Annotated in this window: 24 protein-coding genes and 1 pseudogene; 11 read left to right on the top strand and 14 right to left on the bottom strand. The window is 38.6% G+C overall.

The genetic code is table 11. The features are described from left to right. Positions 1 to 163: 163 nt before the first annotated feature. The 10 genes and pseudogenes from msrB to FBQ94_RS03640 form a co-directional block, all read left to right on the top strand. A pseudogene (gene msrB / locus FBQ94_RS03595) lies at positions 164 to 592 on the top strand (peptide-methionine (R)-S-oxide reductase MsrB); the annotation flags it as partial. Between the two features lie 325 nt (positions 593 to 917). Continuing rightward, the gene (hyfB, locus tag FBQ94_RS03600; protein ID WP_007220755.1) at positions 918 to 2,942 is read left to right on the top strand and encodes a hydrogenase 4 subunit B; all 2,025 of its coding nucleotides are present in this window, start codon (positions 918 to 920) and stop codon (positions 2,940 to 2,942) included. 6 nt (positions 2,943 to 2,948) lie between these two features. Continuing rightward, a complete protein-coding gene (locus FBQ94_RS03605) occupies positions 2,949 to 3,899 on the top strand; it encodes a respiratory chain complex I subunit 1 family protein (protein ID WP_007220756.1) in 951 nt (316 codons plus the stop codon). Between the two features lie 5 nt (positions 3,900 to 3,904). Then, positions 3,905 to 4,570 carry a hypothetical protein gene (locus FBQ94_RS03610; RefSeq protein WP_007220757.1) on the top strand — a complete coding sequence of 222 codons (666 nt, stop codon included), beginning with the start codon at positions 3,905 to 3,907 and terminating at the stop codon, positions 4,568 to 4,570. Then, complete coding sequence (locus FBQ94_RS03615; RefSeq protein WP_007220758.1) at positions 4,570 to 6,045, top strand: hydrogenase 4 subunit F; 1,476 nt, start codon at positions 4,570 to 4,572, stop codon at positions 6,043 to 6,045. The genes FBQ94_RS03610 and FBQ94_RS03615 overlap by 1 nt, the downstream gene beginning before the upstream one ends. Next, on the top strand, positions 6,045 to 7,637 hold the full coding sequence (locus FBQ94_RS03620) for a hydrogenase large subunit (RefSeq protein ID WP_007220759.1): 1,593 nt from the start codon (positions 6,045 to 6,047) through the stop codon (positions 7,635 to 7,637). The genes FBQ94_RS03615 and FBQ94_RS03620 overlap by 1 nt, the downstream gene beginning before the upstream one ends. 105 nt (positions 7,638 to 7,742) lie before the next feature. Then, positions 7,743 to 8,534: an NADH-quinone oxidoreductase subunit B family protein gene (locus FBQ94_RS03625; protein WP_040543537.1), complete on the top strand. Its 792-nt coding sequence runs from the start codon at positions 7,743 to 7,745 to the stop codon at positions 8,532 to 8,534. 25 nt (positions 8,535 to 8,559) lie between these two features. Further along, positions 8,560 to 9,810: a Glu/Leu/Phe/Val family dehydrogenase gene (locus FBQ94_RS03630; protein WP_007220761.1), complete on the top strand. Its 1,251-nt coding sequence runs from the start codon at positions 8,560 to 8,562 to the stop codon at positions 9,808 to 9,810. A gap of 297 nt (positions 9,811 to 10,107) precedes the next feature. Beyond that, complete coding sequence (locus FBQ94_RS03635) at positions 10,108 to 11,352, top strand: MFS transporter (protein ID WP_007220762.1); 1,245 nt, start codon at positions 10,108 to 10,110, stop codon at positions 11,350 to 11,352. Continuing rightward, entirely contained in the window at positions 11,342 to 12,571 is a 1,230-nt protein-coding gene (locus FBQ94_RS03640) for an ArsB/NhaD family transporter (protein WP_007220763.1), read from the top strand. Before FBQ94_RS03635 ends, FBQ94_RS03640 begins: the two co-directional genes overlap by 11 nt. Here the strand turns inward: FBQ94_RS03640 and FBQ94_RS03645 are convergent. The 14 genes from FBQ94_RS03645 to FBQ94_RS03710 form a co-directional block, all read right to left on the bottom strand. Then, on the bottom strand, positions 12,528 to 15,485 hold the full coding sequence (locus FBQ94_RS03645) for a B12-binding domain-containing radical SAM protein (protein WP_040543539.1): 2,958 nt from the start codon (positions 15,483 to 15,485) through the stop codon (positions 12,528 to 12,530). The genes FBQ94_RS03640 and FBQ94_RS03645 overlap by 44 nt on opposite strands. Positions 15,486 to 15,580: 95 nt before the next feature. Then, positions 15,581 to 16,024 carry a VanZ family protein gene (locus tag FBQ94_RS03650; RefSeq protein ID WP_007220765.1) on the bottom strand — a complete coding sequence of 148 codons (444 nt, stop codon included), beginning with the start codon at positions 16,022 to 16,024 and terminating at the stop codon, positions 15,581 to 15,583. Then, positions 16,008 to 16,685 (bottom strand): NYN domain-containing protein, encoded by a 678-nt coding sequence (locus tag FBQ94_RS03655; RefSeq protein WP_007220766.1) that lies wholly within the window; start codon positions 16,683 to 16,685, stop codon positions 16,008 to 16,010. Before FBQ94_RS03655 ends, FBQ94_RS03650 begins: the two co-directional genes overlap by 17 nt. Continuing rightward, complete coding sequence (locus FBQ94_RS03660) at positions 16,679 to 17,968, bottom strand: dihydroorotase (RefSeq protein WP_007220767.1); 1,290 nt, start codon at positions 17,966 to 17,968, stop codon at positions 16,679 to 16,681. Before FBQ94_RS03660 ends, FBQ94_RS03655 begins: the two co-directional genes overlap by 7 nt. Positions 17,969 to 18,025: 57 nt before the next feature. Then, a complete protein-coding gene (locus FBQ94_RS03665) occupies positions 18,026 to 18,670 on the bottom strand; it encodes an endonuclease III domain-containing protein (protein WP_007220768.1) in 645 nt (214 codons plus the stop codon). Further along, the gene (locus FBQ94_RS03670) at positions 18,663 to 19,631 is read right to left on the bottom strand and encodes a GSU2086 family protein (RefSeq protein ID WP_007220769.1); all 969 of its coding nucleotides are present in this window, start codon (positions 19,629 to 19,631) and stop codon (positions 18,663 to 18,665) included. The genes FBQ94_RS03665 and FBQ94_RS03670 overlap by 8 nt, the downstream gene beginning before the upstream one ends. 102 nt (positions 19,632 to 19,733) lie before the next feature. After that, positions 19,734 to 19,904, bottom strand: a complete 171-nt coding sequence (fdxA, locus tag FBQ94_RS03675; RefSeq protein WP_007220770.1) for a 4Fe-4S ferredoxin — start codon at positions 19,902 to 19,904, stop codon at positions 19,734 to 19,736. A gap of 13 nt (positions 19,905 to 19,917) precedes the next feature. Continuing rightward, a complete protein-coding gene (lpxK, locus tag FBQ94_RS03680) occupies positions 19,918 to 20,970 on the bottom strand; it encodes a tetraacyldisaccharide 4'-kinase (RefSeq protein ID WP_051006151.1) in 1,053 nt (350 codons plus the stop codon). A 90-nt stretch (positions 20,971 to 21,060) separates the two neighbouring features. Further along, positions 21,061 to 21,696 (bottom strand): HNH endonuclease, encoded by a 636-nt coding sequence (locus tag FBQ94_RS03685; protein ID WP_007220772.1) that lies wholly within the window; start codon positions 21,694 to 21,696, stop codon positions 21,061 to 21,063. Positions 21,697 to 21,862: 166 nt separating this feature from the next. Continuing rightward, positions 21,863 to 22,693 (bottom strand): bifunctional hydroxymethylpyrimidine kinase/phosphomethylpyrimidine kinase, encoded by an 831-nt coding sequence (thiD, locus tag FBQ94_RS03690; protein WP_007220773.1) that lies wholly within the window; start codon positions 22,691 to 22,693, stop codon positions 21,863 to 21,865. A 73-nt stretch (positions 22,694 to 22,766) separates the two neighbouring features. Beyond that, on the bottom strand, positions 22,767 to 23,090 hold the full coding sequence (locus FBQ94_RS03695; RefSeq protein ID WP_007220774.1) for a hypothetical protein: 324 nt from the start codon (positions 23,088 to 23,090) through the stop codon (positions 22,767 to 22,769). Between the two features lie 104 nt (positions 23,091 to 23,194). Then, positions 23,195 to 24,253, bottom strand: coding sequence for an S-methyl-5-thioribose-1-phosphate isomerase (gene mtnA, locus FBQ94_RS03700; protein ID WP_007220775.1), 1,059 nt, complete (start codon positions 24,251 to 24,253; stop codon positions 23,195 to 23,197). Positions 24,254 to 24,394: 141 nt separating this feature from the next. After that, positions 24,395 to 24,901 (bottom strand): 5-(carboxyamino)imidazole ribonucleotide mutase, encoded by a 507-nt coding sequence (gene purE, locus FBQ94_RS03705; RefSeq protein ID WP_007220776.1) that lies wholly within the window; start codon positions 24,899 to 24,901, stop codon positions 24,395 to 24,397. 19 nt (positions 24,902 to 24,920) lie between these two features. Continuing rightward, complete coding sequence (locus FBQ94_RS03710; RefSeq protein WP_007220777.1) at positions 24,921 to 25,694, bottom strand: phosphorylase family protein; 774 nt, start codon at positions 25,692 to 25,694, stop codon at positions 24,921 to 24,923. Positions 25,695 to 25,906: 212 nt separating this feature from the next. Between FBQ94_RS03710 and hpnH the strand changes: the two genes are divergently transcribed. After that, entirely contained in the window at positions 25,907 to 26,902 is a 996-nt protein-coding gene (gene hpnH, locus FBQ94_RS03715) for an adenosyl-hopene transferase HpnH (protein ID WP_007220778.1), read from the top strand. The last annotated feature ends 21 nt before the right edge of the window (positions 26,903 to 26,923 follow it).

Here is a 26,923-nt window from a genome sequence, read left to right on the forward strand (position 1 = left end):
ATATTTTATGGTTACCATTCTGATATTTATGGCGGCTAGTTACCAGAAAGGTGGTAACACGATGGAAGAGAAGGTTGCAGGAGCCGGTGCGCCAGAGGAGAGTGAGATGGAAAGAGCAGATATAAAGAAGAAAGAAGAATATGTAAGACCTGACGAGACAACGTTGAGGAAGATACTAAGTCCTTTACAATACAAAGTAACGCAAAAGAATGGCACGGAACCGCCCTTCAAGAATGAGTACTGGGATAATAAGAAGGAGGGTATATACGTCGATATCGTATCCGGAGAGCCACTTTTTAGCTCACTCGATAAATACAATTCGGGTACCGGATGGCCAAGCTTTATCAAACCTCTTGAGCCTGCCCATATTGTGGAAAAGAATGACTGGCTCTTATTCTCAAAGCGAACTGAAGTAAGAAGCAAGTATGGCGATTCCCATTTGGGCCATGTATTTCCTGATGGTCCGAAACCCACGGGGCTCCGCTATTGTATTAACTCAGCAGCGCTACGGTTTATTCCCAAAGAAGATCTTGAACAAGAGGGCTATGGACAGTATTGGAGTCTGTTTGAGAGCAATTCCGGAGGTAGATAATTCCACAATTCAGGGCATCTGTAAAATCACTTTAACCCTTCGTTCCGCTTTTCAATATTATAAGTGACATACCTTATATTCCAATAAAGCAAGCCTCAAGTGTACGGGTAGCGTTGTTGAGCATCTTTCATTTCCTGTTTCTTCGCGGGTAATTACCTGGTTTTATTCAAGTTAATAACCTTTATCTGCTTTTTAAAAAAGCTTGCATCACAGAACTATTCCAGTAAAATAATACAGCTTTTAGGATGTTTTATTTTTAAATAGCTTAGATAAAGATGGTAATTTCTCATCTGTTTCATATATTTTAATGTATACATAAAAAACTATGGCTGGGCAATTCTTTATCATATCAATAATCCTGTATATTGTTGGCGCTTTATTTGCCTTATGTTTTTATGCATGGCAAAAGGCCGGGAATTTTATTTCACTTGTGTTTGCTGCTATTGCTGCCTCCTTCAGTATTGCGGCAGCCATAACTATGTTATCTCATGGTTCCCGTATTCATCTTGATTTTCAGTTGTTGCATCCTGTTATTACCTATGACTTTTTGCTGGACCCGCTTTCCTCTTTTTTTGTCCTTGCCATATCGGTTGTTAGTTTTATAGCCTCTCTTTATTCCCTGGGATATACCAGGTTGTACGTTAATAAACGTGATACCCGGTTCCTTGGGTTTACCTATAATCTCTTTCTCCTATCGATGCTTCTGGTTGTTACCGCAAATAATGCATTCGTATTTATGATTGTGTGGGAGCTCATGACGTTGGTCTCATTCTTCCTGGTTGTTTTTGAGCATGAAAATCCGGCAGCAAGAAAGGCAGGTTTTGTTTACATTGTAATGGCTCATATTGGATCAGGGTTACTCGCCGTAGCCTTTTTTATCATGCTCTCTTATGCGGGGTCGTTCAGTTTTGATGATTTTAGAAATGTTGCTTCGCAGGTGCCTGCCACCTATAAAAATATCGTATTCTTTTTGATACTTATTGGTTTCGGAATAAAAGCGGGTATTTTCCCATTGCATCTTTGGCTCCCTATGGCACACCCTGCCGCCCCAAGTAATGCCTCAATGGTTATGTCAGGAGTTATGATTAAGACGGCTGTTTATGGTTTTGTGCGGTTCTATTTTGAATTTCTCACTCCTTGCCCACCCTGGTGGGGGGTTATCATTCTTATTGTAGGCGCCTCTTCAGCTATTCTGGGAATACTGTATGCTCTTATGGAACGAGATATCAAGACGCTGCTTGCATACAGCAGTGTGGAAAATATGGGTATTATTCTTATAGGAATCGGTTTGGCTATGATTTTCAAATCATACGACTTTGTTTCTTTATCATCCCTTGCAATGATTGCCGGCCTGTACCATTTGATTAATCACGCAGTATTTAAATGCCTGCTTTTTGGCTGTGCCGGAAATATTTATTATTCAACTCATACAAAAAATATTGAGGAGTTAGGCGGTTTGATAAAACGGTTACGTGTTACCGCCCCTGTATTCCTTGTAGGCGCTTTATCTATTTCAGCTCTACCGCCTTTAAACGGGTTTATGAGTGAGTGGCTTATATTTCAGTCGCTTTTAAACGGGTTTAACATTCCATCAGTACTTATTAAGATTGAGACCATAATTTGTGGCGCTGTTGTTGCCCTGACGGGGGCCCTTGTTGCTACCTGTTTTATCAAGGCATTTGGGGTTTCCTTTCTTGCTCTGCCCCGTTCTGAGCATGCGCAAAAAGCAAAAGAAGTACCGGTTGTTATGTATGTCAGCATGGGATTCTTAGCAATGCTTTGTGTATGTATGGGTATTTTCCCTGCTAAGATTATGACGATAATTAACCATGTTAACACGCATCTTCTCGGTACAAATATTATGCCTGCTATTATATCCTATGATTGGTTACAAACGAGGTCGATTCATACGAATTTTACCGGTTTATCTCCGAAAAGTACTACTGTTTTTGGTGTAATACTTTTAGCAGTTACTTTTGCTGTATTGACAATAGTAAGGCCTGGATTTGCCAGAAGGTCATATGAAACCTGGACATGTGGTATAACTTCCGGGCCAAGACTGGAATATACTGCTACGGCCTTTACAAGGTCTTTCAAAACTATTTTTAGTAGCTTATACAGGCCAAGAGTAGAGGTGAGTTCTGAGTATTCTGTTCCTCATTACTTTGTGAAGTCTGTAACTTACCTTGGTGAAATAACGCCAATATTTGAAAGATATTTATATACACCGATTTCGAATTTCGTGCTGAACAGTTCCGAAAGAGTAAGGTGGATGCATACGGGAAATATTCATCTGTATCTTGCCTATATCTTTGTGACTTTACTGATTTTAATTATGTTTTTTCAATAACCGAATATGAGTTTAGCTTCCAATATAATACTTCCCATATTACAGATTGTCGTCATCGCTGGATTAGCCCCTCTGGTAAAAGGATTTATCAATAAAATAGAGGCTCGTCTGCAATGCAGAAGAGGGTCGAGTATCTTTCAGCTTTACTACAATCTTGTGAAGTTACTCCGGAAAGATGCCGTAGTTTCAGAGACTGCATCGTGGATTTTCAGGGCAACCCCCTATATAACATTTGTTTCGATATTGATTATAACGCTGCTTGTTCCTGTTCTTTCATCTCATGTGCCGGTAAATTTTGCTGGTGATGTAATCCTTATTATCTATCTTTTTGCACTCGGCAGATTTTTCCTGGTCTTGTCTTCTCTTGATACAGGAAGTGCATTTGGTGGTATGGGTGGAAGCCGCGAGATGATGGTATCTACTATGGCGGAGCCAGCCATGATGCTTTCAATCTTTACTGTTTCTTTAGCGGCAGGTTCTACAAACTTAGGTAATATTACAAGTACTATGCTTAATACGAGTATAATCCTGCTGAATCCAGCCCTCTTTCTCGCTTTTGCCGCCCTTGCTATTGTCATTATCGCAGAAACCGGCAGAATTCCTATTGATAATCCGTATACACATCTGGAGCTGACTATGATTCATGAGGGTATGATTCTTGAGTTCTCCGGACGTTATTTGGCTTTAATAGAATGGGCATCCTGTATGAAGTTGTTGCTGTTGTTAACTATTTTGGTTAATACCTTTTTACCCTGGGGGGTAGCTCCAGGCTTAACCTTTTCGGGCTTAATCCTTTCTTTTGCGGTGTATCTTGTTAAAATCGGATTCTTTGCTTCTTTAATTGTTATTTTAGAGATGTCGTTTGCCAAGATTCGGCTATTCCGGATACCAAATTTGCTGGGAACAGCGTTTGTTTTATCTCTTTTAGCCATTATTTCACACTATATGGTAAGTTGATTATTATGGCACATCAAATTATTATAAACTCTAAAACTATTGATATTCTTGCAATTTTAATGCTTATGTCAACGATCATGCTTGTTGGTACGAGTCGTTTGAAGAATTGTATCTGGGCATATGCATTTCGCTCTTTTATTTTGACATGGGTCAGTGGTCTTATCGCATATTTTTCAGGAATTCATCACATTTATATTGCTACAGGAATCTCATTAGTACTCAAGGTAATTATTATTCCTGGCTTCCTTTTTTATATTGTCAATAAAGTTGAAATTAAAAATGAGGTTGAGTCTTTTATTAGCTATACGTTATCATTGTTACTTTCCTGTGGCATTATTCTTATTGCCTATTACTCTACCCAGTCGATTCTGAAATTTGAAAATGTCTTTATGAGACATTGCCTGCCTGTTTCGCTTGCTATTACGCTTGTAGGGTTTTTTGTCATGATTACCCGAAAGAAGGCTATTACGCAAATACTTGGGCTTCTTGCTATGGAGGACGGACTTTTTTTTGCCGCACTATCTACTTCTTATGGCATGCCTCTCATCGTAGAACTCGGTATGTTTTTTGATATCCTGGTGGGTGTTATTATCATGGGAATATACGTGTACAGAATCAAGGAAACGTTTGATACTATTGATACGGATTTCCTCAGGGAGCTCAGGGAATAATGGAAATTTTAGGGCTGTTACTGGTACCGATAATAACTGCCGGTATATGCGTATTCATTGCAAAGCATAGCATATCAAAATATGTGAGTATTGCCGGTAGTTTTATCACACTCATATACAATCTCATACTGAATTGCGCTATTTATAGTAATCAAACATTGGAAGGATTCCATGGTTTCTTCTATCTTGATTCTTTAAGTATTCTTAGTACCCAGATTGTTACCCTTGTTGGTTTTGCTGCTGCTTTATACTCAGCGGGTTACATGGAAGCAGAGCTTCATGAGGGTGAGTTTCCTGAAAAGAGATTACGGTGGTATTACTTCCTTTTTCATATGTTTATCTTTACCATGTTATTAGTGTGTGTAACTAATAATTTGGGAATTATGTGGGTAGCAATTGAAGCCACGACGCTTTCTACTACCTTTTTAGTAGGTTTTTACAATAAAAAATCTCATCAAGAGGCAGCCTGGAAATATATTATCATTTGTACGGTAGGAATTACCCTGGCATTGTTTGGTGTTATATTGACTTTTCATTCTGCAAAAAGTGCTCCTGGTGAGATTGGTTATGCGCTAAACTGGTCAAATTTACTAAAGGTTGCAGATGGATTCGAGCCTCATCTCATGAAACTCGCCTTCCTTTTTATATTAGTTGGATATGGTACTAAGGCAGGTCTGGCTCCTATGCATACCTGGTTACCGGATGCACATAGCCAAGCACCTTCGCCGATTAGTGCCTTATTTTCAGGTGTTTTACTCAATTGTTCGATGTATGGTATTATACGATATCACATACTTACCTCTAAGTGCGTTGGGCCTGCTTACTCTGGTACACTTCTTATGATATTTGGCCTTATTTCTGTTGTTGTATCAATACCCTTTATTATGATACAAAAGGATTATAAGCGTTTACTTGCTTTTAGCAGCATAGAGCATATAGGTATTATTGCACTTGGTTTTGGCTTTGGAGGTATGTACGGTATCTATGGTGCAGAGTTGCATGCCTTTAACCATGCAATAGTAAAATCTCTTTTGTTTTTCTGTGCCGGTAATTTATTCTTAAAATATAAGACAAGGGATATGGGAAATATTACCGGGGCTATGAAAACTCTTCCTGTCACCAGTGTTATGCTGATTATCGGAGCCTTTGCTATTACAGGCACACCTCCATTTAATATCTTTACGAGTGAGTTTATGGTCCTGGCAGATGGCTTTTTAAGTGGAAATTTATTGTCAATAGTGTTCAGCGCAATACTTTTAGTAAGTATTATTCTTATTTTCATTGGCTTTATTTATAATATGTTTAAGATGATTTTCGGTGTGCCTGCGGTAATCGCTAAGCAAGGCGAGGCAAATAAATTTACTGTTGCGGCAATGTCATTTTTGCTGTTTTTTATATTAGTAGTAAGCCTGTATGTACCACCTCTTTTGAGTAAAATACTTCATAATATATATGATATTGTAAGGAATGTGTAATGGATACCAGCAGACAAGTTTATCTCGATACGTTAACGAACCGGTTCTACGGTACTATTACCATTACAAAAAGTTTTTTGGAAAATGAAATCTATATTTCCACGAGTAAAGAAAAGCTCATAGATATATGTAGTTATATCAACAGCACATTCCAGGCGTCTCTTTCATCCATGATTTGCAACGATGAGAGAAGTCTGGATAAATATTTTAAAATTTACTATGTTTTCTCTTTGCCGGAAGAGGACACATTTTTAATTGTTAACATCCCTGTTAGTGAGCGAGAACCTGTATTTCCATCAATTACTCCGAAAATTCCTGCAGCTCATTGGTACGAGCGTGAGATTAAGGATATGTTCGGGCTTGAGCCTGTAGGCCATCCAGACCCCTATACGCTGGTATTACATGGCAACTTCCCCGATAATACGTATCCTTTACGAAAAGATTTTGATGTCCAGACACGCCTGCCCCATCTTGAGTCTAAGCTGCCATTTAAAAGAGTAGAGGGGGAGGGCGTCTTTGAAATACCGGTAGGTCCTATTCATGCCGGAATTATTGAACCGGGACATTTTCGGTTTAGCGCTGTGGGTGACAGTATCCTGTATTTAGATGCAAAGCTCTTTTATACCCATAAGGGCACGGAGAAAATTTTTGAGACTATGCCGTATACAAAGGCCCTGTTTCTTGCGGAGAGAATTTGTGGTGTTTGTGCAGCATCTCACGCAACGGGTTATTGTCAGGCTATTGAAAAAGTAGCAGGGGTCGAGATACCACCGCGGGCTAAGCTTATCAGGACTATACTTCTAGAATTGGAAAGACTTTATAACCATATAGGGGATATTGGTAATATCTGTGCTGGCGCAGCTTTTCATCTGGGTAGTGCCCACGGGTTCAGAATTCGCGAGTATTTACAGCTGCTCAATGAAACGATAACGGGTAATCGGTACCTCAGGGGGATGATTACTGTTGGTGGAATAAGATTCGATATCAATGATGATCTAAAGAAATATATCGCAACCTTGCTTACCGATATTAAGAAAGATTTCAAAGAGCTTACCGATATCATGTTTGCATCTTCTTCTCTTATAGACAGGCTTGAGACCACAGGAAGGCTTTCTGCTGAAACTGCCAGAGGACTTGGAGTTGTTGGAGTTGCTGCGCGGGCTTCCGGAATAGGCAGAGATGCTCGGGTTAATCATCCTTATGCTGCGTATCGTGAGGTTGATTTTGATGTCCCCGTTTTTTATAACGATGGGGATGTGTATGCGAGGGTAAGAGTAAGAGTTGATGAGGTTTATCAATCTATATATATTATTGAACAATGTTTTGATAAAATGTCAGAAGGTCCTATAAAAACTTCCGTTAAGGAGCTTCCTCCATACAGACAAGCTTTAAGTTATGTGGAATCGCCTCGAGGTGAGAATATATATTGGATTATGACAGCCCCAGACAATAGGTTATTCAGATATAAAGTGCGTTCGCCCTCTTTTTGCAACTGGCCGGCAATTCCTTATACTATTCCGGGGAATATTGTTCCGGATTTCCCTTTAATTAATAAAAGTTTTGAATTATGTTATTCTTGTACTGACTTGTAAACGAGACTGTTAATCTATGAGATTTTGTATGTTATGATAAAATACTTTAAAATATTGTGATTTTATTTGAAATTTTTGCTTTTCGTATATTTCCTGGACTAAAAAATGTTTACAAAATTTCAGAAAAGTTTCCAGACAGGCATAGTTACTTCTTCGTATCCATACGAAAAAGAGCCAGCTCCTTTTCGTTTTCGGGGAAGGATTGAAATAGACAATGAGCGGTGCAAGCAGTGCAATGTCTGCGTGGATGTTTGTCCTACAGGCGCATATACCTGGATAGAACAAGATGGTAAACGGTATCTGCAACTTTCCCATGCAAAATGTGTTTTTTGTGGAATTTGTGAGGAGATGTGCCCCTATAAGGCTATTACGATTACCAACAATTTTGAGTTAGCGGCGACACATAAGGAAGATCTTCTCGTTAAGGCAGGCTTTGATACAAAAGAATCGGTGGAATCGCTTGGAAAAAAGCTTAATGAAAAGATCTTTTCTGTATTCAAGCGATCACTGCATGTCAGAGAAGTGGATGCAGGCTCATGTAACGGATGTGAATGGGAGTTTGTTGCATTATATAACAGTCCAGTTCATGATTTACAGAGATTTGGTATCGATGTAGTCGCTTCTCCGCGTCATGCTGATTGTTTACTGGTAACAGGCCCCCCCACGAGAAATATGGAAACTGCTCTCATAAAAACGTATCATGCTACGCCAGAACCAAAGATGGTTATTGCCTTAGGTGCCTGTGCGAGCAGTGGAGGTATTTTTAGTAATTGTTATGCCACAAAAAATGGAATTGATAACGTTGTTCCTGTAGATATTTATATTCCTGGTTGTCCACCCAGACCACAGGCAATTATCTATGGATTCTTGCTTGCATTGGATAGGGTACGTAAATAATGAAGTGTTAGAAAGGGTACCATCTATGATAAGTAATGATATTCTTTATGAAACAGCGCTCAAGCAGTTTGATACCGTAGCGGAGATACTCAATATAGAAGATGGAATAAGGGAACGCATGAGAAATCCAAAGCGTTCTCTTATTGTTTCAGTGCCTGTTAGAATGGATAATGGTAAAACGAAGGTATTTAAGGGCTATCGGGTACAACATGATATTACCTTAGGTCCTTCTAAGGGTGGTATTCGATATCATCCGAATGTAGACCTCAAAGAGGTTTCTGCGCTTGCCATGTTAATGACATGGAAATGCGCGCTCATGCATATGCCGTATGGCGGAGCGAAAGGCGGTGTACAATGCAATCCTGAAGAAATGTCGCAAGACGAGCTGGAGCGCATGACACGCCGTTTTACTACGGAAATTGTTCAAATCATAGGGCCGGATAAAGACATTCCTGCTCCCGACCTCTACACGAATGCGCAAACTATGGCATGGATGATGGACACTTACAGTATGCAGCAGGGTAACACAATTCCTGGTGTTGTTACCGGTAAGCCGTTACTCCTTGGTGGTTCGCTGGGAAGGGCGGAAGGCACAGGCCGCGGAGTTGCCTATATGGTCATGGAGGCAGCAAGGGTGTTGTATAAGAACCTCCGTGGTTTGCGTGTTGCCATTCAAGGTTTGGGAAATGTCGGTTCTGTAGCTGCCAGGCTTTTAAATGATCAGGGCTGTACTATTGTAGCCGTGAGTGATATTAGTGGTGGAGTGTACAACCCTCAGGGCATTCTTCTTCCTTACCTCTTACATCATATTAAAGAAAACAAACATGTTACCGGTTTGATGGATACAGATGCTATAACAAACGAGGAACTTTTCGAGCTGGATTGCGATGTCATTGTGCCGGCTGCTATAGAAGGGCAAATTACCGAAAAGAATGCTGATGAGATAAAGGCCAAGATTATCGTGGAAGGCGCCAATGGTCCGACAACACCTGAAGCTGATAAGATATTACAGGACAAAAAAGTATTTCTTGTACCCGATATCCTTGCGAATGCCGGAGGGGTAACCGTATCGTATTTTGAATGGGTGCAGGATATCCAGTACTATTTCTGGAGTGAAGATGATATTCAAAAGAAGTTAAAGGATGTTATGATAGGCGCATTCAACAGAATATTAGCACTTTCAAATAAAAAAGGTATTGATATGCGTACCGCTGCATTAATGCTCGGTATCGGTCGTGTTGCAGAAGCTAAAAAGATGCGGGGATTATATCCGTAGGCAATAATCAAAAGTTCTCATATGCAATTATTATTGCTGTTTAGCCGTTGAGGCACAAAGAACAAGTAACTGAAAAGTGTTTTTAATTCATGAGTTTTAATTTTTATTAATCAATCCGTAATTATCAATCCACAATCCAATTATGGATACCCATCTTAAGATTTTAGAATTAATTCGGCAATCACACATCTAAAATCTGGAATTATAAATTTTATCGTTATTGATAAAAAATTCCTCTTGAGTAGATATGTTGTGAAATGTGATATGCTATTGTTCTGACCTTAGGTCTGAATAGTTGTGGACAAACAACAAGAAAAAACTGCTGTTAGAAAAAGCCTTAACCTTTCCATGAAAGATGGTGTTGCGTATGCTGCAACAATTGGATTTGGGGATAACTATATAAATCCTTTTGCTGTTGCTCTGGGCGCTAGCAATTTTCAAATTGGCTTATTGAGTTCCTTTACCCAATTAATTTCTTCATTGGCACAGCTTAAGGTTGCCGATATTACCGAGCGGGTAGGAAGCAGGAAAAAAATGATTGTATTCTTTGTTTTCTTTCAGGCGCTCATATTATTCCCTATTGCATTTATACCATACCTGCCACAATTTACTCAAATCCATGTGCTTATTTGTTTCTGTACCTTATATTTACTCTTTGCCTCTTTTGCGAATCCTGCCTGGGGGTCGCTTATGGCAAACCTCGTTCCTGGCAGGAAAAGAGGGTCATTTTTTAGTAAACGTGGAAGACTTGTTGGCATCGTAACGGTAATTAGTGCGTTTCTGGCTGGTTATATTCTGCATCTCTTTAAAAAGGAATCCTTAACGGGTTTTACTATCATATTTCTTATCGCTATGATTTCAAGATACATCTCATGTTATTTCCTGAGTAAGATGTACGAGCCGTCCTTAGAGATAAAACAAGAACACTATTTTTCATTTAAAGAATTTGTACAGAGATTAAATATTGGAAATTTTGGGAAATATGTAATTTTCCATAGCTCCTTTAATTTTTCAGTATTTATAGCTTCTCCGTTTTTTCCGGTATTTATGCTTCGAGATCTTGGGTTTTCTTACATTACCTATACGTTTATTACTACAATTGTGCCCCTCGCCAGCATATTGGCTGTGAGTTATTGGGGGCATCGTGCGGATGCGTTGGGAAATCGAAAAATGATAAGAATATGCAGTCTGGTTGTATCTGTCCTGCCAGCCATGTGGATTTTTTCAAGAAATATATATTTTCTGATAGGTATTCAAACCTTAGCAGGTATATTCTGGGCAGGATTCAATCTGTGTTCTTCTAATTTTATGTATGATTCTGTAATTCCCGAAAAACGGACTCGCGTTATTTCTTATTTTAACACGTTCAACGGCTTTGCGGTCTGTGTTGGTACTCTCTTAGGTGGGTTTCTCGCTACGCATATACCTCCTCTATTTGGCTATCAATTACTGACACTTTTTGTTATCTCATCATGTTTAAGAATTATAGTATCTATAACCTTGCTAAGGCGAGTAAAAGAGATTAGAAAAATTGCTTATTAAATCGTTACTTATTTTTGCGCTTACCTATAGTATCATCTCTGCCCAAAAGATGAAATGGCATGCGTTGGACAGGCCTTCAGGCGCATTGCTCGGTGCTGTATTGATGGTATTAACTGGTGTGTTAACACTGGAAGAGGCATATCGGGCTATCGATTTCAATACTATTTTGCTCTTACTTGGCATGATGCTGCTTATTGCCTATCTTAAGATGGCTAATTGTTTTCATTATCTTTCTTATTTGTTGGTTACTCATGCGAGAAATTCTTTCCTTTTGCTCTGTTTCGTATCCTTTTCCAGCGGTATTCTATCCGCTCTCTTTGTCAATGATACTATTTGTTTGATGTTTACTCCTCTTTTGGTCCTTGCTTTACATCAAATAAGGCTTAATCCCATTCCCTACCTCATAGCGCTGGCTACTTCATCTAACATTGGAAGTGTGGTTACTCTTACCGGTAACCCGCAAAATATGTTAATAGGTGTTTTTTCGCATATATCTTATGGAGAGTTTACTTTACATCTTCTGCCTATAGGGATAGTAAGCCTTATTGCTAATATACTGATCATTTATGCAATATTCAGAAAGGATATTAACTTTAAAAAATTGGATTCGATTGTACTGGTAAAGCCCGAACTTGATGTAAGACTTACCATACATTCTCTCCTGGTACTTTTCTTTATTTTTTTAGGGTTCATTTTTACCGGTAACCTTCCCCTTTCTGCAATAACAGGCGGACTCGCCTTAATTGTCCTATCAAGAATGAAACCTCAACACGCCATGGAAAAGGTTGATTGGACGTTATTATTGTTTTTCTGTGGATTGTTTATTGTTATAGGTGGTATTAATAAGGCTGGTCTTTTAGCGCTGACACACAATGCCGTTATACCTTATCTGGGAGATACAGTACCGGGTCAAATCGTTCACTTCAGTATTTTCTCAATCGTTGCTTCCAACCTTGTATCAAATGTGCCTTTTGTATTATTATCAGCAACGTGGATTGATAAGCTTATTGACCCAAAGAGTATGTGGTATGTACTGGCCATGAGCAGTACCTTTGCCGGTAATTTAACGATAGTCGGCTCTGTGGCTAATATGATTGTCTTAGAGCTCTCGAAGGACTATGTTCATATCGGATTTTGGGATTTTTTCAAGGTAGGATTTATAACTACCGTAACGTCTACTGGTATTGGGATATGTATTCTGATTTTATACTGCACATGAGACAGTGGTGTTCTATGAACGGCTGTCCTGCAAGAAATGTTTCCTGAATGTAATCACCACATGATATACATCGTATACTCTTTTGTAAGTCAGGATATTTCCCATAGTATCCTAAAGCTTCTATCTTTGTACGAATAAGCTCTCGCCTTCTTCCAAATCCATAGAAAGTCTCCAGAAATGTTTGGATATCGAAGCGTTTCGCTACAATCATGAAAACAGAGAACTCCGCATCTGATTTCTCTAACGGGCTTGTTGTATTAATTTCTGTATAAAGCACTACGGCATTCTTTTTGTTTTTTGCATTTACTTTGAATATTGTACGATCTTTCCTTTTTAGTAATGTGTGCTTAACATAATGAGCATGAAGATATTCTCCCATTTTTTGTTCTATAAAAGATCGTGTAAAATCTGTGTTCCAATGCACCCTGTAGAGGATATATTTTACATCCAGAATATTCCCGCGATTGAGAACAAATTCTTTTATTCTGAACCCGCGGCAATGTTGTTGTATATCAGCAAGTTTTTGAGAGAGCGATTCATAGTTTAATAATTCTCCTATTCTCTCTTTTGAGAGAAACGCAAGGTCATAGACATTGATGCCATACGTAAAATCTGTAGTTGCTTTATCCCCGTCGAAATCTCTCAAATGCCCGGACAGTGAGTGATAATACGGTACAACGTCAGGTATCGTAAGCATGAGTGCACGAGCGACAGCTATTCCGATAAATCTTTTTGGAACCAATCGCATGGATGGTTCTATCTCAGCAATTAATCGCACTATAATTCTGTTCCGTTTGCTTTCTGAAATCCGGTGAAGTTCTTCTAAAAGAAAAGGTTGAGAAGCTTTATGGCGGGTAATTTTTTTTATCTGTGCACCGGTTGGGCAAGCGCCACAGCCGAGGCATTGTGCCTCCACCTGAGGACGGCCCAGGCAATAGTCACGTTCTCTGAAGTGAATTGAGCGCTCATATTCTTCCCACAAAAATTTCTTTGAGACGCCCAAGTCAATATCATCCCAGGGAAAGATGTGGTCCTTTCCCTTTGCGCGAAAGTAATGCCCTTCTGATAATCCCAATTCTGTTAAATAAGTACGCCAGGTTTTGATTATTTGATTTGGTATGTTGTTATAATAGGTGAAGCCATCTGTAATCGATGAACGGACAAGGGCTGGTGTTAATCGTCTGTCGCCCATAGCTAGTAATTGTGTAAGCCATGATTCCTCATGTGAAGCGCTTTCCCGGAATTCCATACCGTGTAGCTTGCATATATGTTCAACCTTCTTTCGTATCTTCTTTGTATCTTCAAGAACTGTTATGCACGTATGAAATTCTAAAGGGGTATGGGGTGAATAATACAGAGGGGTTAGGCTGAAAATACTACGCACGTTGCTCCTACACATGCTTTTTAAATCTGCCAGGCGTTTTACAAATTTTTCAAACTCTAAGAAATCTTCCTCTTGTTCCAGTCCGGTACTAATTAAAAAAATCTTTAGTTCTCTGATGCCTCTCTCAAATAAGAATTCACATGCCTTGTAGACTTGTTCCTCGGTAAGGTTCTTGTGCAGATAGCGCCGTAATCGTTCGCTGATACCTTCCATTCCGCAGCTAACCGTTGTCTTTCCAATTATCTGTAACACCTCTACAAGGAAGCGGTCTGTGGATAGCAAATCGAATCGTTGGCTTTTCAGGCTAATATTGGCTGTTTCCTCATAAAAAGATAAAACCATGGGATACAATTCTTCATGGGTATTAAAATTAAAGCTCAGGAGGTTAACGGTATCGAGTCCTTGATGTGCTTTTGCAGACCGCAATCCTTCTAAAAGTTTTGGTAGAGATCGTTCACGATATGGTTTTCTCTCCCAACTTTCAGCGCAAAAGGCACAAAAGCATGGGCATCCGTTGCTAATTTGCAGGCTTCCCGTGCCCAAACTTTCCGGATCATACCATAGAGGGCATGATTCCATCGTTTTTGTCTGATCAAGGTTATATACAATTGCGCCTTTTACAGGATATGATACATACGGCTCTCTCGGTACGATTCCCACTAAACCTTTTTCATTCGAAAGGGGAATTTTTGTCTCCTTTTCGCAAAGAGAGGATGAGGGGGATGGTTTTTCAACTTGCTCACTGCCCGTTTTTTCTCCTAGTTCTTGTTCTGAATAATTTTGTACAATCATCGTATATTGATGTTCGTATTTATCGGGTTCGTAGAATCCATCTACCTTTCCATGACAGGAATTCAGAATTTCTGCTTTACTTAAACCCAAGGACTTTCCTTCTTTTACTATCTCCAGAAATTGTTTTATGGCATGTTCCCCTTCGCCAATAATTACCGCATCTACAAGTCCATAGTTATTCTCAAATCCCTGATCCTTTATGGGTCCGTGTAACACTGATGTAACTGCCGCATTGGCGCCACCAAGGATAATCAGTGGAATATCAGGCCGGATCATGCGTTTATTTTTGAAGATTGGGATACCTGAAAAATGTAAGAGTCCTGGCAAATTCAATAGCTCGAGTACAAATGAATTACTGATACCAAGTATATCAAATGCACAGGCTGGTTCTTTGGTAGTTATGCCTAACCAAAGCGGGATTTTTGAATCGTTCATTATCTCCATGTCCTTTGGTGGTGGAAGGAAGGCAAAATCTACAAAAACCCCTTTAACCTCTTGGGCAATTTGAGCTATCAGGGAATGAGAGATAGAGACTGATACATCGCGATAGGTTGATAATCGGCAGACGAGAAATCTCAGTTCTGCCTGAGTAAACAAGGCAGCATCCATGGTATTAGGTTCTCCACCTTTTAACCAGAGTCCACTGAGTGAGAGTAAATGATAGTTCTCCTCATACCACTTTTTGATATCTTGTGAGGATTTTAAACAAGGATAAGGTTTAATGTCTAACAGAGTCATAATAAAACAATTATATCAGTTAAACGACAATATGAAAAGATGTTGGGAAAAGTTATTATATTTTATGGATAACAGGAAAAGGATATTTCCTTAATTCAGGTGTTTATTCTATTCCTGTCTGGATTTGAGCTTCTTTTAGCGGTTAGTAATTTCTCTTTCGTTTGCCGCTTAGGCGCTAGCAATTGCCATAAAAAACCAGCAGTGATGGCGCCGGCGGTGTCTGCTAACCAATCAGAGATATTTACAGAACGATGGGGGGTGAAGTATTGATGGAATTCATCTGACATACCATAAAGAGAGGTGATGCCAATTGCCAGAATAGTCTTATATATCATCTTAGTTCCCATGAGAACAGGGGAAAATGACCAGCATATCATAAAGCATAATAAACCAAATTCTACAAAATGAATGAGCTTGTCGGTATAAGGCGGAAGGGGAACAGAAGAGGTATCTTCGGAAGATGCAAGATATATACAATAAGCATAAGCTAAGGTCAATATGCATCTAAAAATCCAGGGTATTTTAATCTTTATGTTCATCCTTTTCGATTCCTTTAAATACACGAAGCCAATAGTGATTCTCATCGGGAGAGGGTCCCTGGTACTTATACAGTGGTTCACCTGTACTACAGGGGGGGTTCCCTTTTTTATTCTTTATCTTTGGTATATCTGCTTTCTTGATATTTGATTTTAGTTCTTCTGGAGAAATATCTTTAAAAATATCCTTCCAGTATTTTGAATCTTTTTCTGATAAACCGTTTTGTTTATCTTCATATTCATCACATCCCCGTTTTTTGGTTTTGTTTATAATTTCTAGAATTTCTTTATAGAATATTTTTGGTTCAATAATCTGACAGCCACATTTTTTCACATGTCTTTTTATATCGTTATCATACGTTACAATACGAACATCTTTGGGATTTTGGCACAGGCTTGTGATATTTTTTATTTCGGTATCGGCATTAATGCCAGATTTTGAATAAACTACGGTAATGCCGGAGTATGTTTGCTTTTTTGGTAAGATAACTTCAGTACAATTACCATCAAATACGATAATTATTTCATAATGTTTTTTTTCTTTGTACTTCGAGAGCAATGAAATTACATAGTTACGAACCGGTTCTATATGGTTTCCTTCTACGTACTTCTCCAACTCTGGCACTGTAAATATGAAATTATAGCCATCAATAATAATTAACATAAAATCGAGCAATTATCAAAAACTACTTTTCCACCAATGAGGGTGGTTACTACTTTGCCTTTTAACGTCCAGCCATTGAAAGGACAATTTCTTGCTTTTGATTCAAATTTTTCGACATCCACGATCCATTCCTTATTCAGATCAATAATAGTAATATCGGCAGGCATACCAACTGCTAAACTGCCCCCATGAATCTTAAATATTTGAGCCGGATTGGTAGACATTTTTTGAATAACTTTTTTCAGTGATAAAATACCGGGATGAACAAGTTTCGTGAGAATAACACTCAGTGCGGTTTCGAGTCCTACAATACCAGATGCGCCATTTTTGATATCCTTATGGGTATGCGGAGCATGATCTGTAGCAATGACATCGACTACATCATTATTTGACACGCCGTTTTGGAGTGCTTCTACATCTTTCTGTGAGCGTAAAGGGGGATTGGTTTTGGGTGCATTCCCATTCATATTTTTGAAATTTTCGTCCAATAGTAAATGATGGGGGGTGACTTCGCACGTTATTCTTGCAAGATTTCTTTCTTTGGCCTGCTGAATAACCTCCAGAGAACTTTTTAAACTAACATGCGAGATGTGTAGCCACCCTTTCGCTTGTTCGGTACATTTAATCTCACGGATAATGAAATCGGTTTCATGGCAGAACGGCTTACCTGGAAAATATGCCACGTTGTGATTTTCTTTTGCTTTATCCAGAGAAATTTGAGAATCCTCACAATGAGGACTTATAACAATGTTGTTTTGTGCAGCCAATTCGCAAGCTTTTTTCATTAATGTTTCGTAAAATACCGGATTGCCGTCATCAGACAAGGCTCTAACGCGTTTATCCTTCGATAGCGCTTTAATATCCGTTAGTTCTTCTCCTAATAATCCCTTTGTAATACACGCCTTTGTATAGATATTGACTACACTCTTTTGGCAAACCTTTTCCATTAAGGAGTCTACCATTTCTAATGAATCAATAGGGGGAATTGTATTTGGTTCGCATATCAGAGTTGTATAACCACCCTTTGCGGCAGCCCGGGAACCTGTTTCAATGGTCTCTTTATACTCTAAGCCAGGCTCGCGAAGATGGGTATGGCAATCGATCAAGCCAGGGACTACATATTTAAGAGTTGCGTCGATAATGGTAACGTCGTTATTTACCCTAATATCGCTTGAAATCGCTTTAATCTTACCATCCTTGATAAAGATGTCTGCACGACTATCAATCCCTGTTGCAGGGTCCACAACATGACCGCCTTTTATCAACACCTCATTACGTATCATTTTATTTGCTCCATAAATAATCTTGCCATGCCTCGCATTATCTCTAATAGAGATATCTTATAAAAATTCTTTTAAAGGACACTGTTCGCAGAACTTCTTGGGCTTACAAAACATCTTTCCTGTATTTACTAATAAGGCATGGTATTCGTTAAATAATTTTACATCTTTTGGCAGATTTTCCTCAAAGAGAGATTTAATCTCATCATAGGAACTCTCTTCAGGAATAAATCCATGCCGTGAAAAGATTCTATAGGTGTATGTATCTACAACAAATGTGGGCAAATTTCCTGCATATAACAGAATAGAATCTGCTGTTTCTGGTCCGATACCTTTCACGGCGAGTAATTCACTTCGAAGTGTTTGCAAATCCTGAGCAAACAACCTTGATAGGCTACCTCCGTAGTTTGAGAATAACCAGTCCATGAACGTTTTTATACGCCTTGCCTTGACATTAAAAAAGCCAGAGGGGCGTATAAGCTGCGATAACTCTGTTACATTCAACTCATGTATTGCTTCTGGGGTAAGCTTCCCGGTATTCTTAAGATTCCTGATAGCCTTTTCGACATTAGACCAGCTGGTATTTTGTGTTAGTATAGCACCAATAATAATCTCAAAGGGGGTTTCTCCGGGCCACCAGTATTGTGGGCCTAAAGTATCAAACATCTTTTGATATATTTGTAAAAGGACTTTTGCTTTACTCATCTCCTGTACCAAGTTGTGAGAGAATACCCATTCTCAATAGTGGTAACATAATCTCATGGTGGCCTGTGATTTCGTATCCATACTGAGTGGGTCTTTTTAAGACATTTGTTCTTGGTCTATAATGTTGAATCATGTCCATATTTACGGTTGTAAAATTTTCAACCTTATAACCCAGATTTCTCGCAATACCAATTGCTTTGAGAAAGACTTCGGGCATAATAACTGCAGAACCTATATTTAACCATACCCCTCCTTCTAATTCCGAAACGACGGAAGCGAGGATTTTAAAATCAATGTGGCTTGATTCTCCTAAGTCTTTTCCCGAAATATTCGGGTGCATGTGGATGGTATCTGTCCCTAATGCAACATGGACGGTAATGGGGATGTTTAATCGTGCACCCCAGGCCAACAAACTAAGATCATTATACTCATTTTTTTCTTCATGTATTCTATTTCCCAGCGCCCGTCCAAGTCCTATGTTTTCTGTTATACCTTTTGCGGATGCAATTTGAAACGCTCCGGCTGTTTCTTTTGCCATACCAAAACTACCGTCTTTTAAGCTTGCTGCTACGTCTTCAGAAGTTGCTCCGATGAGTGAGATTTCGTAATCGTGAATCGCAGCAGCGCCGTTCATGGCAAGAGCCGTTACCACATTTCTTTTCATGAGATCTATAATTAATGGTGACAAACCGCATTTTATAACATGTGCGCCAATAGCCATTACTACATGATGCTCATTCTGATATGCCTGGACTATTGCATGAATTATTTTCCGAAGGTTTGCGGATGCTAAAATTTCTGGTAGGGATTTGAAAAAGGCATGTATTCCATCTGAAGGTAAAACAGGCTTGGAAAATACATTGATACTTGAAAGATTCTTTCGTTCTTTTATCGAATATGTCTTAATCTTACTTAAGTCTAAAGGTTTAAACGAAGAATGCTTTTGTTCCCGCTGTTTCACCAGCCCTGTTCCTTCCTTGAAGCTAACAGATTAACTTTTATCGACGCCAGAATTTTCACATCTTAGGGATTCTTTGATAAACAAGAATCCGCCTCCTTGTCGTTAAGGAACAAGAATTGCTTCAACAGGACATACGGATACACAGCTGCCACAATCAGTACAGGTATCTGCATCAATTATCCTCTTCTCTCCTGATTCTGCTATAGCATTTACAGGGCATTCGCTCTCGCATGCTCCACAATTTATACAATCATCGGTAATTTTATGAGCCATTTTATTTCTCCTTTCAATTCAAAATAGCGTTGATCTTATTTTCAAAAATCTCATAATCTTTTACAATACATATTTCCATCTTTAACGTCCACAATGGGAAATCCCATATATCAGAGTTATCCCGTATTTTTACTTTATCTTTTTGGGTAATAATAATTGCGTCTGGCTGTATACCGCCCATTTCTTTATTTAATGCTATGAGTTCAGAAGAGGTATAGTGGTGGTGATCTGGAAATATACGAAGGCCAAGCAGTTCTGCCCCTAACCCTTCGATACTCTTTCTGAATGATAGCGGATTACCTATGGCACAAAATCCAAAGACTCTTTTACCCTTTAAATAATTAATATCTAATAGTTTGCCATCTTTTACCGATTCTAAATACGTAGGTTTGTGAATTGTCTCTATTACAGGAATATATCCCGCAAATTCATGCAAACGATCAACAATAAACCCGATTTTATCAGGGGCGCATTGATCTGCATGGGTAAGAATGATCATATCGGCCCTTCTTAGTTCCTTAAGCGGCTCTCGCAACATCCCGCGTGGGACCATGTGTTCATATCCAAAGGGATTCAGGGTATCAATAATTACGATATTCAGGTCTCTTGTAAGGCGAAGATGTTGAAACCCATCGTCCAATACTACATATTCAGCCTTAAAACGCCTGATAGCTTCTAATCCGCTTTTAACCCTATCTTTACTCAATAAATTTGGAATATCAGGAATATTTTCTTTCAGTAAAAGATACTCATCATTACAAGCTTTGTTGGCCGGAAAATTGTGTTCCTGCCGTAAGTTAGCCGCATAACCCCTGCTGAGAATAACAACTCTTCTGTTTCTTTCTTGTAAATATCTTGAGATGTATTCAACGATTGGCGTCTTGCCAGTTCCCCCTGTAGTAATATTCCCCACGCTAATTACAGGGATAGGGAGGCGTATGCTCTTGAAGATACCTTCCTTATAAAAAAAAATACGAGTTTTAACTACAAACCCGTATATTTTTGAGAGCAGATAGAGCACATTCCGAATTATTCTGAAATGAATATCGGGATTTCCCTCTACCACAATTTTTACATAATATTCTCTAAAAAGAGAAATAAACAAATGGTATAAAAGAAAAAAATTTTAAATTCTGAATCTATGCAAATACAGGATTTATTTCAATGGAACTGACCAATACGCCTCATCTAAAAATTGTTTCCATGAGCGGTATTTATCAGAACGAAGTTTCAAGCTGAGTATTGGACTATGCTTAGGTTTAACAGGTTTTCGTTTTAACCTCATTCCTGCCTGTTCAGGGGTTCTGCCACCTTTCTTTTTGTTACATTCCGTACAGGCGCATACAATATTTGTCCAAGTAGTTTTCCCATGATATGTTTTTGGTACAATATGATCCAAACTAAGTTCGGATGTTGGAAATCGTTGACCGCAGTATTGACATTTATTCTCGTCTCGGGCAAATATATTACGCCTGTTGAACTTTACACTGGATTGAGGAAGTTTATCATAAAATAAAAGGCGGATAATTTTTGGTACCTCAATTTCAAAAGAAACAGTTCTGATCCAACTTACATTATCCTCTTCAGGTAAACCTGATTTTGCTTTGTAAAGAGAGACGTCTTTCCAATTTTCAAAATTATAGGAACTGAATTTTCCATCATCTATGGAAATAACCTCTGCTGTCTCTTTGCATAGTAAAGCAAATGCCCTCTTTGCTGAAACTACATGCAGAGCCATGAAAAACTTATTTAATACCAGTACACTAGATTCTAATGCAGCAACTTGTTGCATATTAGTAAATCCTCAATACAAAACAAGTGCATATTGCGGTAAGCCGCAAATAAGTCAATTTACCATAGAAATGCTGAGGATGAATACTCCAAAACACGTAAAAAATAGATTTTATAAAAATATCTTAAGTATAGAAATAAAATTATACCAATCGAGCATGGGTAATTCAAGGGAATTGTACTGCTTCAAATTGGTTCAATGTCCCATACCCTTTGCCAGGATTCAATGATTTTTTAATGGCTGCGGTAATAAATTTTTTTGCCTGCGTAACAGCATCTATTAAGCTGCTTTCCTTTGCCAGGTAAGTAGCTATTGCCGAGGCATAGGTGCATCCTGTACCGTGGGTATTTTTTGTTGGTATATATTCACCCTCAATATACTCAAAAGATTTTCCATCGTATAAAATATCAACGACTTTATCCTTATATTTTCCATTCTCCCATGATCTTTCTGCATGTCCGCCTTTTATAAGTATAGAGAGAGGACCTAATTGATGAATACGTCGGGCAGCTTCTTCTGCATGAGAAAAATTCCTTATCTTTAATCCGGAGATATATTCTGCTTCCGGAATATTTGGCGTTACTATGAGGGATAATGGAAACAATTGCGATGTGAGGACGTGTGTGGCATCAGGAGATAACAATCGCTTTTCATTTTTGGAAAGCATGACAGGATCTACGACTATACGTTTAGTGTTATACTCTTTTATTTTTGAACTAACCATTTCCACGGCATCTTTACTCATAAGCATTCCTGTTTTGATAGCATCCGCACCTATATCCATCATAACCGCATCTATTTGTTGTCCTATAAAAAATGCTGGTATTTCAAAAATAGAGTGAACACCAAGGCTATTTTGGGCAGTTAATGCAGTAATGACAGTAGTTGCATATCCTCCCAATGCTGTGATAGTTTTCATATCTGCCTGTATTCCTGCGCCACCGCTTGTATCGGAACCGGCTATGGTGAGAATTTTAGATAAGGAAGATTGAACCATTATTATTATCAATTACCTTAACAAGATACTCGTATACACCAGAACTTCCGTTAAGTTATTATTGCGGTATTGGCTAATCATCTTTATTTAATTGATTCGTTTCTTCTTCAGGTATTTGCTCTTGTGTATTTTGTTCCGTCTTTGCCTTTTTTTCAGCCTCTTCCTTAGCCTTGTCTGCCGCCTCACGCTCCTTTTGCCTTCGTTTTTTCTCTGCTTCTCTGAGATCGTATTCGAGTTCTTTATTTAATTTATCGGGATCTGTTTTTGAGTCATCGACGTAGATATCTGGAGAGGTTTTAAATTCTATATTAACACGATCACTACCGCAACCGACAAGGAAAAACAAGAATATACCACCTGTTAATAATGCCTGTAAAATACGCCCGTGAATGTGCATATAAAACCTCCTCTATTCATTAATATAGTGTTATCCCTGTAAAGCTTTTTGGTAAGTTTTTACCCACATTTGGCTAAGTTTATGTTATAGGAGAATTCTCATTTTCATGAAGTATGTTTTCCTAGTAGATACTGTATACTTTCATGAGAAGGCTTATGAATCACCCCTTTTTCAGTAATAATAGCAGTGATGTTTTTCGCAGGGGTGACATCAAATGCAGGGTTAAAGACGGCAACCCCTTCAGGCGCAGTTCTCCTGCCAAATCCGTTGGTAATTTCTTCAGGGGAACGTTCTTCAATAGGGATATCATTTCCTGATTTTATGCTCAAATCGAATGTTGAGACAGGCGCTGCAACGTAAAAGGGAATTCCATGTTCTTTTGCCAGGATGGAAACTCCATAAGTGCCAATTTTATTTGCGGTATCACCGTTGGCGGCTATTCGATCAGCTCCAACAATTACACCATGTACTTTTCCCTGTTTCATTACATGTGCTGCCATATTATCACAAATCAGGGTAACGGCTATTCCTGCATGCATAAGTTCCCAGGCCGTTAATCTTGATCCCTGTAACAGAGGGCGGGTTTCATCCGCATAGACATGAATACGTTTTCCTTGTTCTTTGGCACGAAATAGAACGGCTAACGCAGTCCCATAATCCGCAGTTGCTAAGCCGCCTGCATTGCAATGTGTCAGGATACCATTTCCGTCTTTTATAAATCCGGCGCCATTTTCTCCAATTTGCCTGCAAATTATCTTATCTTCATTTTGTATCTTGAGCGCTTCTTGTAAGAGTGCTTCTTTTATTTCATGGACAGACCTTTTCTTATTTTCCTGGGCAATACGTTCCATACGGGTAAGTCCCCAAAAGAGGTTAACCGCTGTGGGACGTGATGAACCTAAGTAGGTAACGACCTGCCTGAGTTCTTTTAAGAACGTATCCATATCCTTTGTATGTATATCTCTAATACCTAAAATAACCCCCATAGCGCCAGCGATACCAATAGCTGGCGCACCCCTTACCATAAGGGTTTTAATCGCATGCCAAATGCTTTTTATATCTTCACAATAAACGAATTTCAATTCATTTGGTAACAGGGTTTGATCAATAAGCCGGATACGACCTTTGATATCCCCTTCCCATTCGATAGTTGGTAACGGCATTCCATCTCCCTTGTTTCATATTGAGTATTATCAAAAACTTATCCACGAGAGCTTTCGAAGGAAAACGTTAGAAATCCTTCTCTCATTTTACGCTCTTGGTAGTTGTACTTTTCTTTTTATACAATTGCAATCTCCGCAGGCCTATAATAATTTAAGTTCTTCTCTTGTTTTTTTATCTTTTCTTGCTACTTCATCTGATAAATTTTTTTTATAAAGAACCATTTTTTGCCTTAATTGTTCATTTGATATGCTGAGTATCTGTACTGCTAATAGTGCGGCATTGATAGCTCCGGACTTTCCAATACCCATGGTAGGCACAGGGACACCTGACGGCATTTGTACCATGGAAAGAAGCGAATCTAATCCGCCTAGTCCAGAGGTTAGCATAGGGACGCCAATAACAGGGATCGGGGTTAGACTTGCAATAACTCCTGCCAGGTGTGCGGCTCCGCCTGCGCCCGCAATAATTATTTCATAGTTCTTTTCTGCCTCTGTTGAATAAGCATGAGCTCTTTCCGGAGAACGGTGTGCAGATATGATGTTTACATCAAAATCTATCCCAAATTCCTTTAGGATATTTATAGCTTCTCTCATTATCGTAAGGTCTGAGTCGCTACCCATTACAATACCAATTTTCTTATGTGACATTATTCACCTTTATATAATTTCATGTTAGCAAAGAGTTATACACTTGTGTAATAAAATTTGGGAAGAATACTGATAAAGTGTTTGTAGCTAATTTTGTTTGCTTACGGAGCCTGTTAAGGTAAGGGATATGATGAGGTTTATTGAATAAATGGCGTGCTGTGGCTGGTATATTAACATTTCCACGCTCAGTTACCATATTTTCATCTATTTCCATATCATCCTCTAATCCATCAGAGATAGACCGTATAATAACAAAGGGAATTCCCATAGCATTAGCTCGTTCTGCTATAGCGAATGATTCCATATCAACGGCTATTGCCGAAGTTTGGTTTCCGATGTGCTTCTTAAGTACGGATTGACGGATTATTTTGTTAACGGTTAAGATATCTCCGCAATGTGATTTAAAGGCATTGTTACTGCATAATTTAACAGCCAGATCTACAACCGGAGTATCGCCAGGAAATATCGAATCAATTTGAATTTCTCCTTCCATCGATTCCTGGAGCGAATAAAGAACCTGTTTTCCTATAACTAAATCTCCAACATTAACTTGAGAATTTACACTACCTGCAAAACCAGACGAGACCATTAACTGTATTCTAAAATATTTTGATAAATGTTGGACGGATTCTGATACGTTTTTTCCTATACCTGTCTGAACGAGGGTTATTGGAAAACCGCAAAATTCTGATTGATAGAATACTGCATTGGCATGCCGAATCTTTTTTAAAATATTTACCTGTGATTTTAAGGATGATATTTCTTGGCTTAATGCAAAAAATATAGCTATCATAGATTTTCTCATGTAATTAAGAAATGAATAGTAAATGGAATCAAATTTAATTACAATTTTCAATACAATTATAAAAAATTATATAAAATTTGCTGGAAACTGCACTTTAAATAATCCTTGACTGTACTCTATAATTGGTATAGCATCATGTACTTGTAATTCGTTAATTTGGATCACTAGTTCTTCTTTATATAAATGGAGTTCTATCCGTTATGAGGGTATCACTATCATTAAGTTCTTCATTGGCAAGATATTTAATTAAGAATAAATTCTTATCCAGAAAAAAATTCCCTCTGGTATTGATGCTGGAGGTTACCCATCTCTGTAACCTTGCTTGTGAGGGTTGTGGCCGTATACGAGAATACAAGGAAACGATGCGGGAAATGTTAAGTGTCGGGGAATGTGTTGAGGCGGTGAACGAATGTCCGGTGCCTGTTGTTTCCATTACCGGGGGAGAGCCTCTCATGCATCCGGAAATTGATAAGATTATCAGCAATATTTTGAATAAAAAACGGCATATTTATTTATGTACCAACGGAATTTTATTAGAGGATGCTATAAAAAAACTAAAACCAAATAAATATTTTAATATCAATGTCCATATCGACGGCCTTGCTGACACGCACGATGCTATTGCCGGAAAAGGAGTTTTTAAACGGGCAACGAGTGCTATCCGGGAAGCAAAACAGGCAGGATTTAAGGTTTGCACAAATACCACTATTTATAAAAATACCAGCAAGGATGAGATTAAAGAGTTATTTTCATTTTTACAAGGATTAGGAGTGGATGGTATGCTGGTCTCTCCTGGTTTTAGTTTTGAGCATAATGAGAACGAGATATTTCTTTGCCGAAAAGAAGTGCAGGAAAAATTTGGGTTTATTTACAGAATTTCAAAGAAATATAAAGTATTAAATTCGCCTCTGTATTTAAAATTTTTAAAGGGTGAAAGATCCCTGAAGTGTACACCCTGGGGAAATCCAACGAGAAATTATTTAGGCTGGAAAAGTCCTTGCTACCTTATTACCGATACTCATTATAAAACCTTCAATGAATATATGAAACATACGGATTGGAAAAAATATCAGGAGGGAGATGACCCGCGCTGTAAGAATTGTATGATGCATTGCGGTTTTGAGCCTACCGTGGTATTAGAAAGTGGAAAGCGATTGTCTGATATTATAGAAATGACTAAATGGAGTTTTCGCTAGAAATAGGGATTTTAACATTGG

The sequence above is a fragment of the Candidatus Jettenia sp. AMX1 genome (genome assembly GCF_030263775.1).
Classification (GTDB): Bacteria; Planctomycetota; Brocadiia; order Brocadiales; family Brocadiaceae; genus Jettenia; species Jettenia caeni.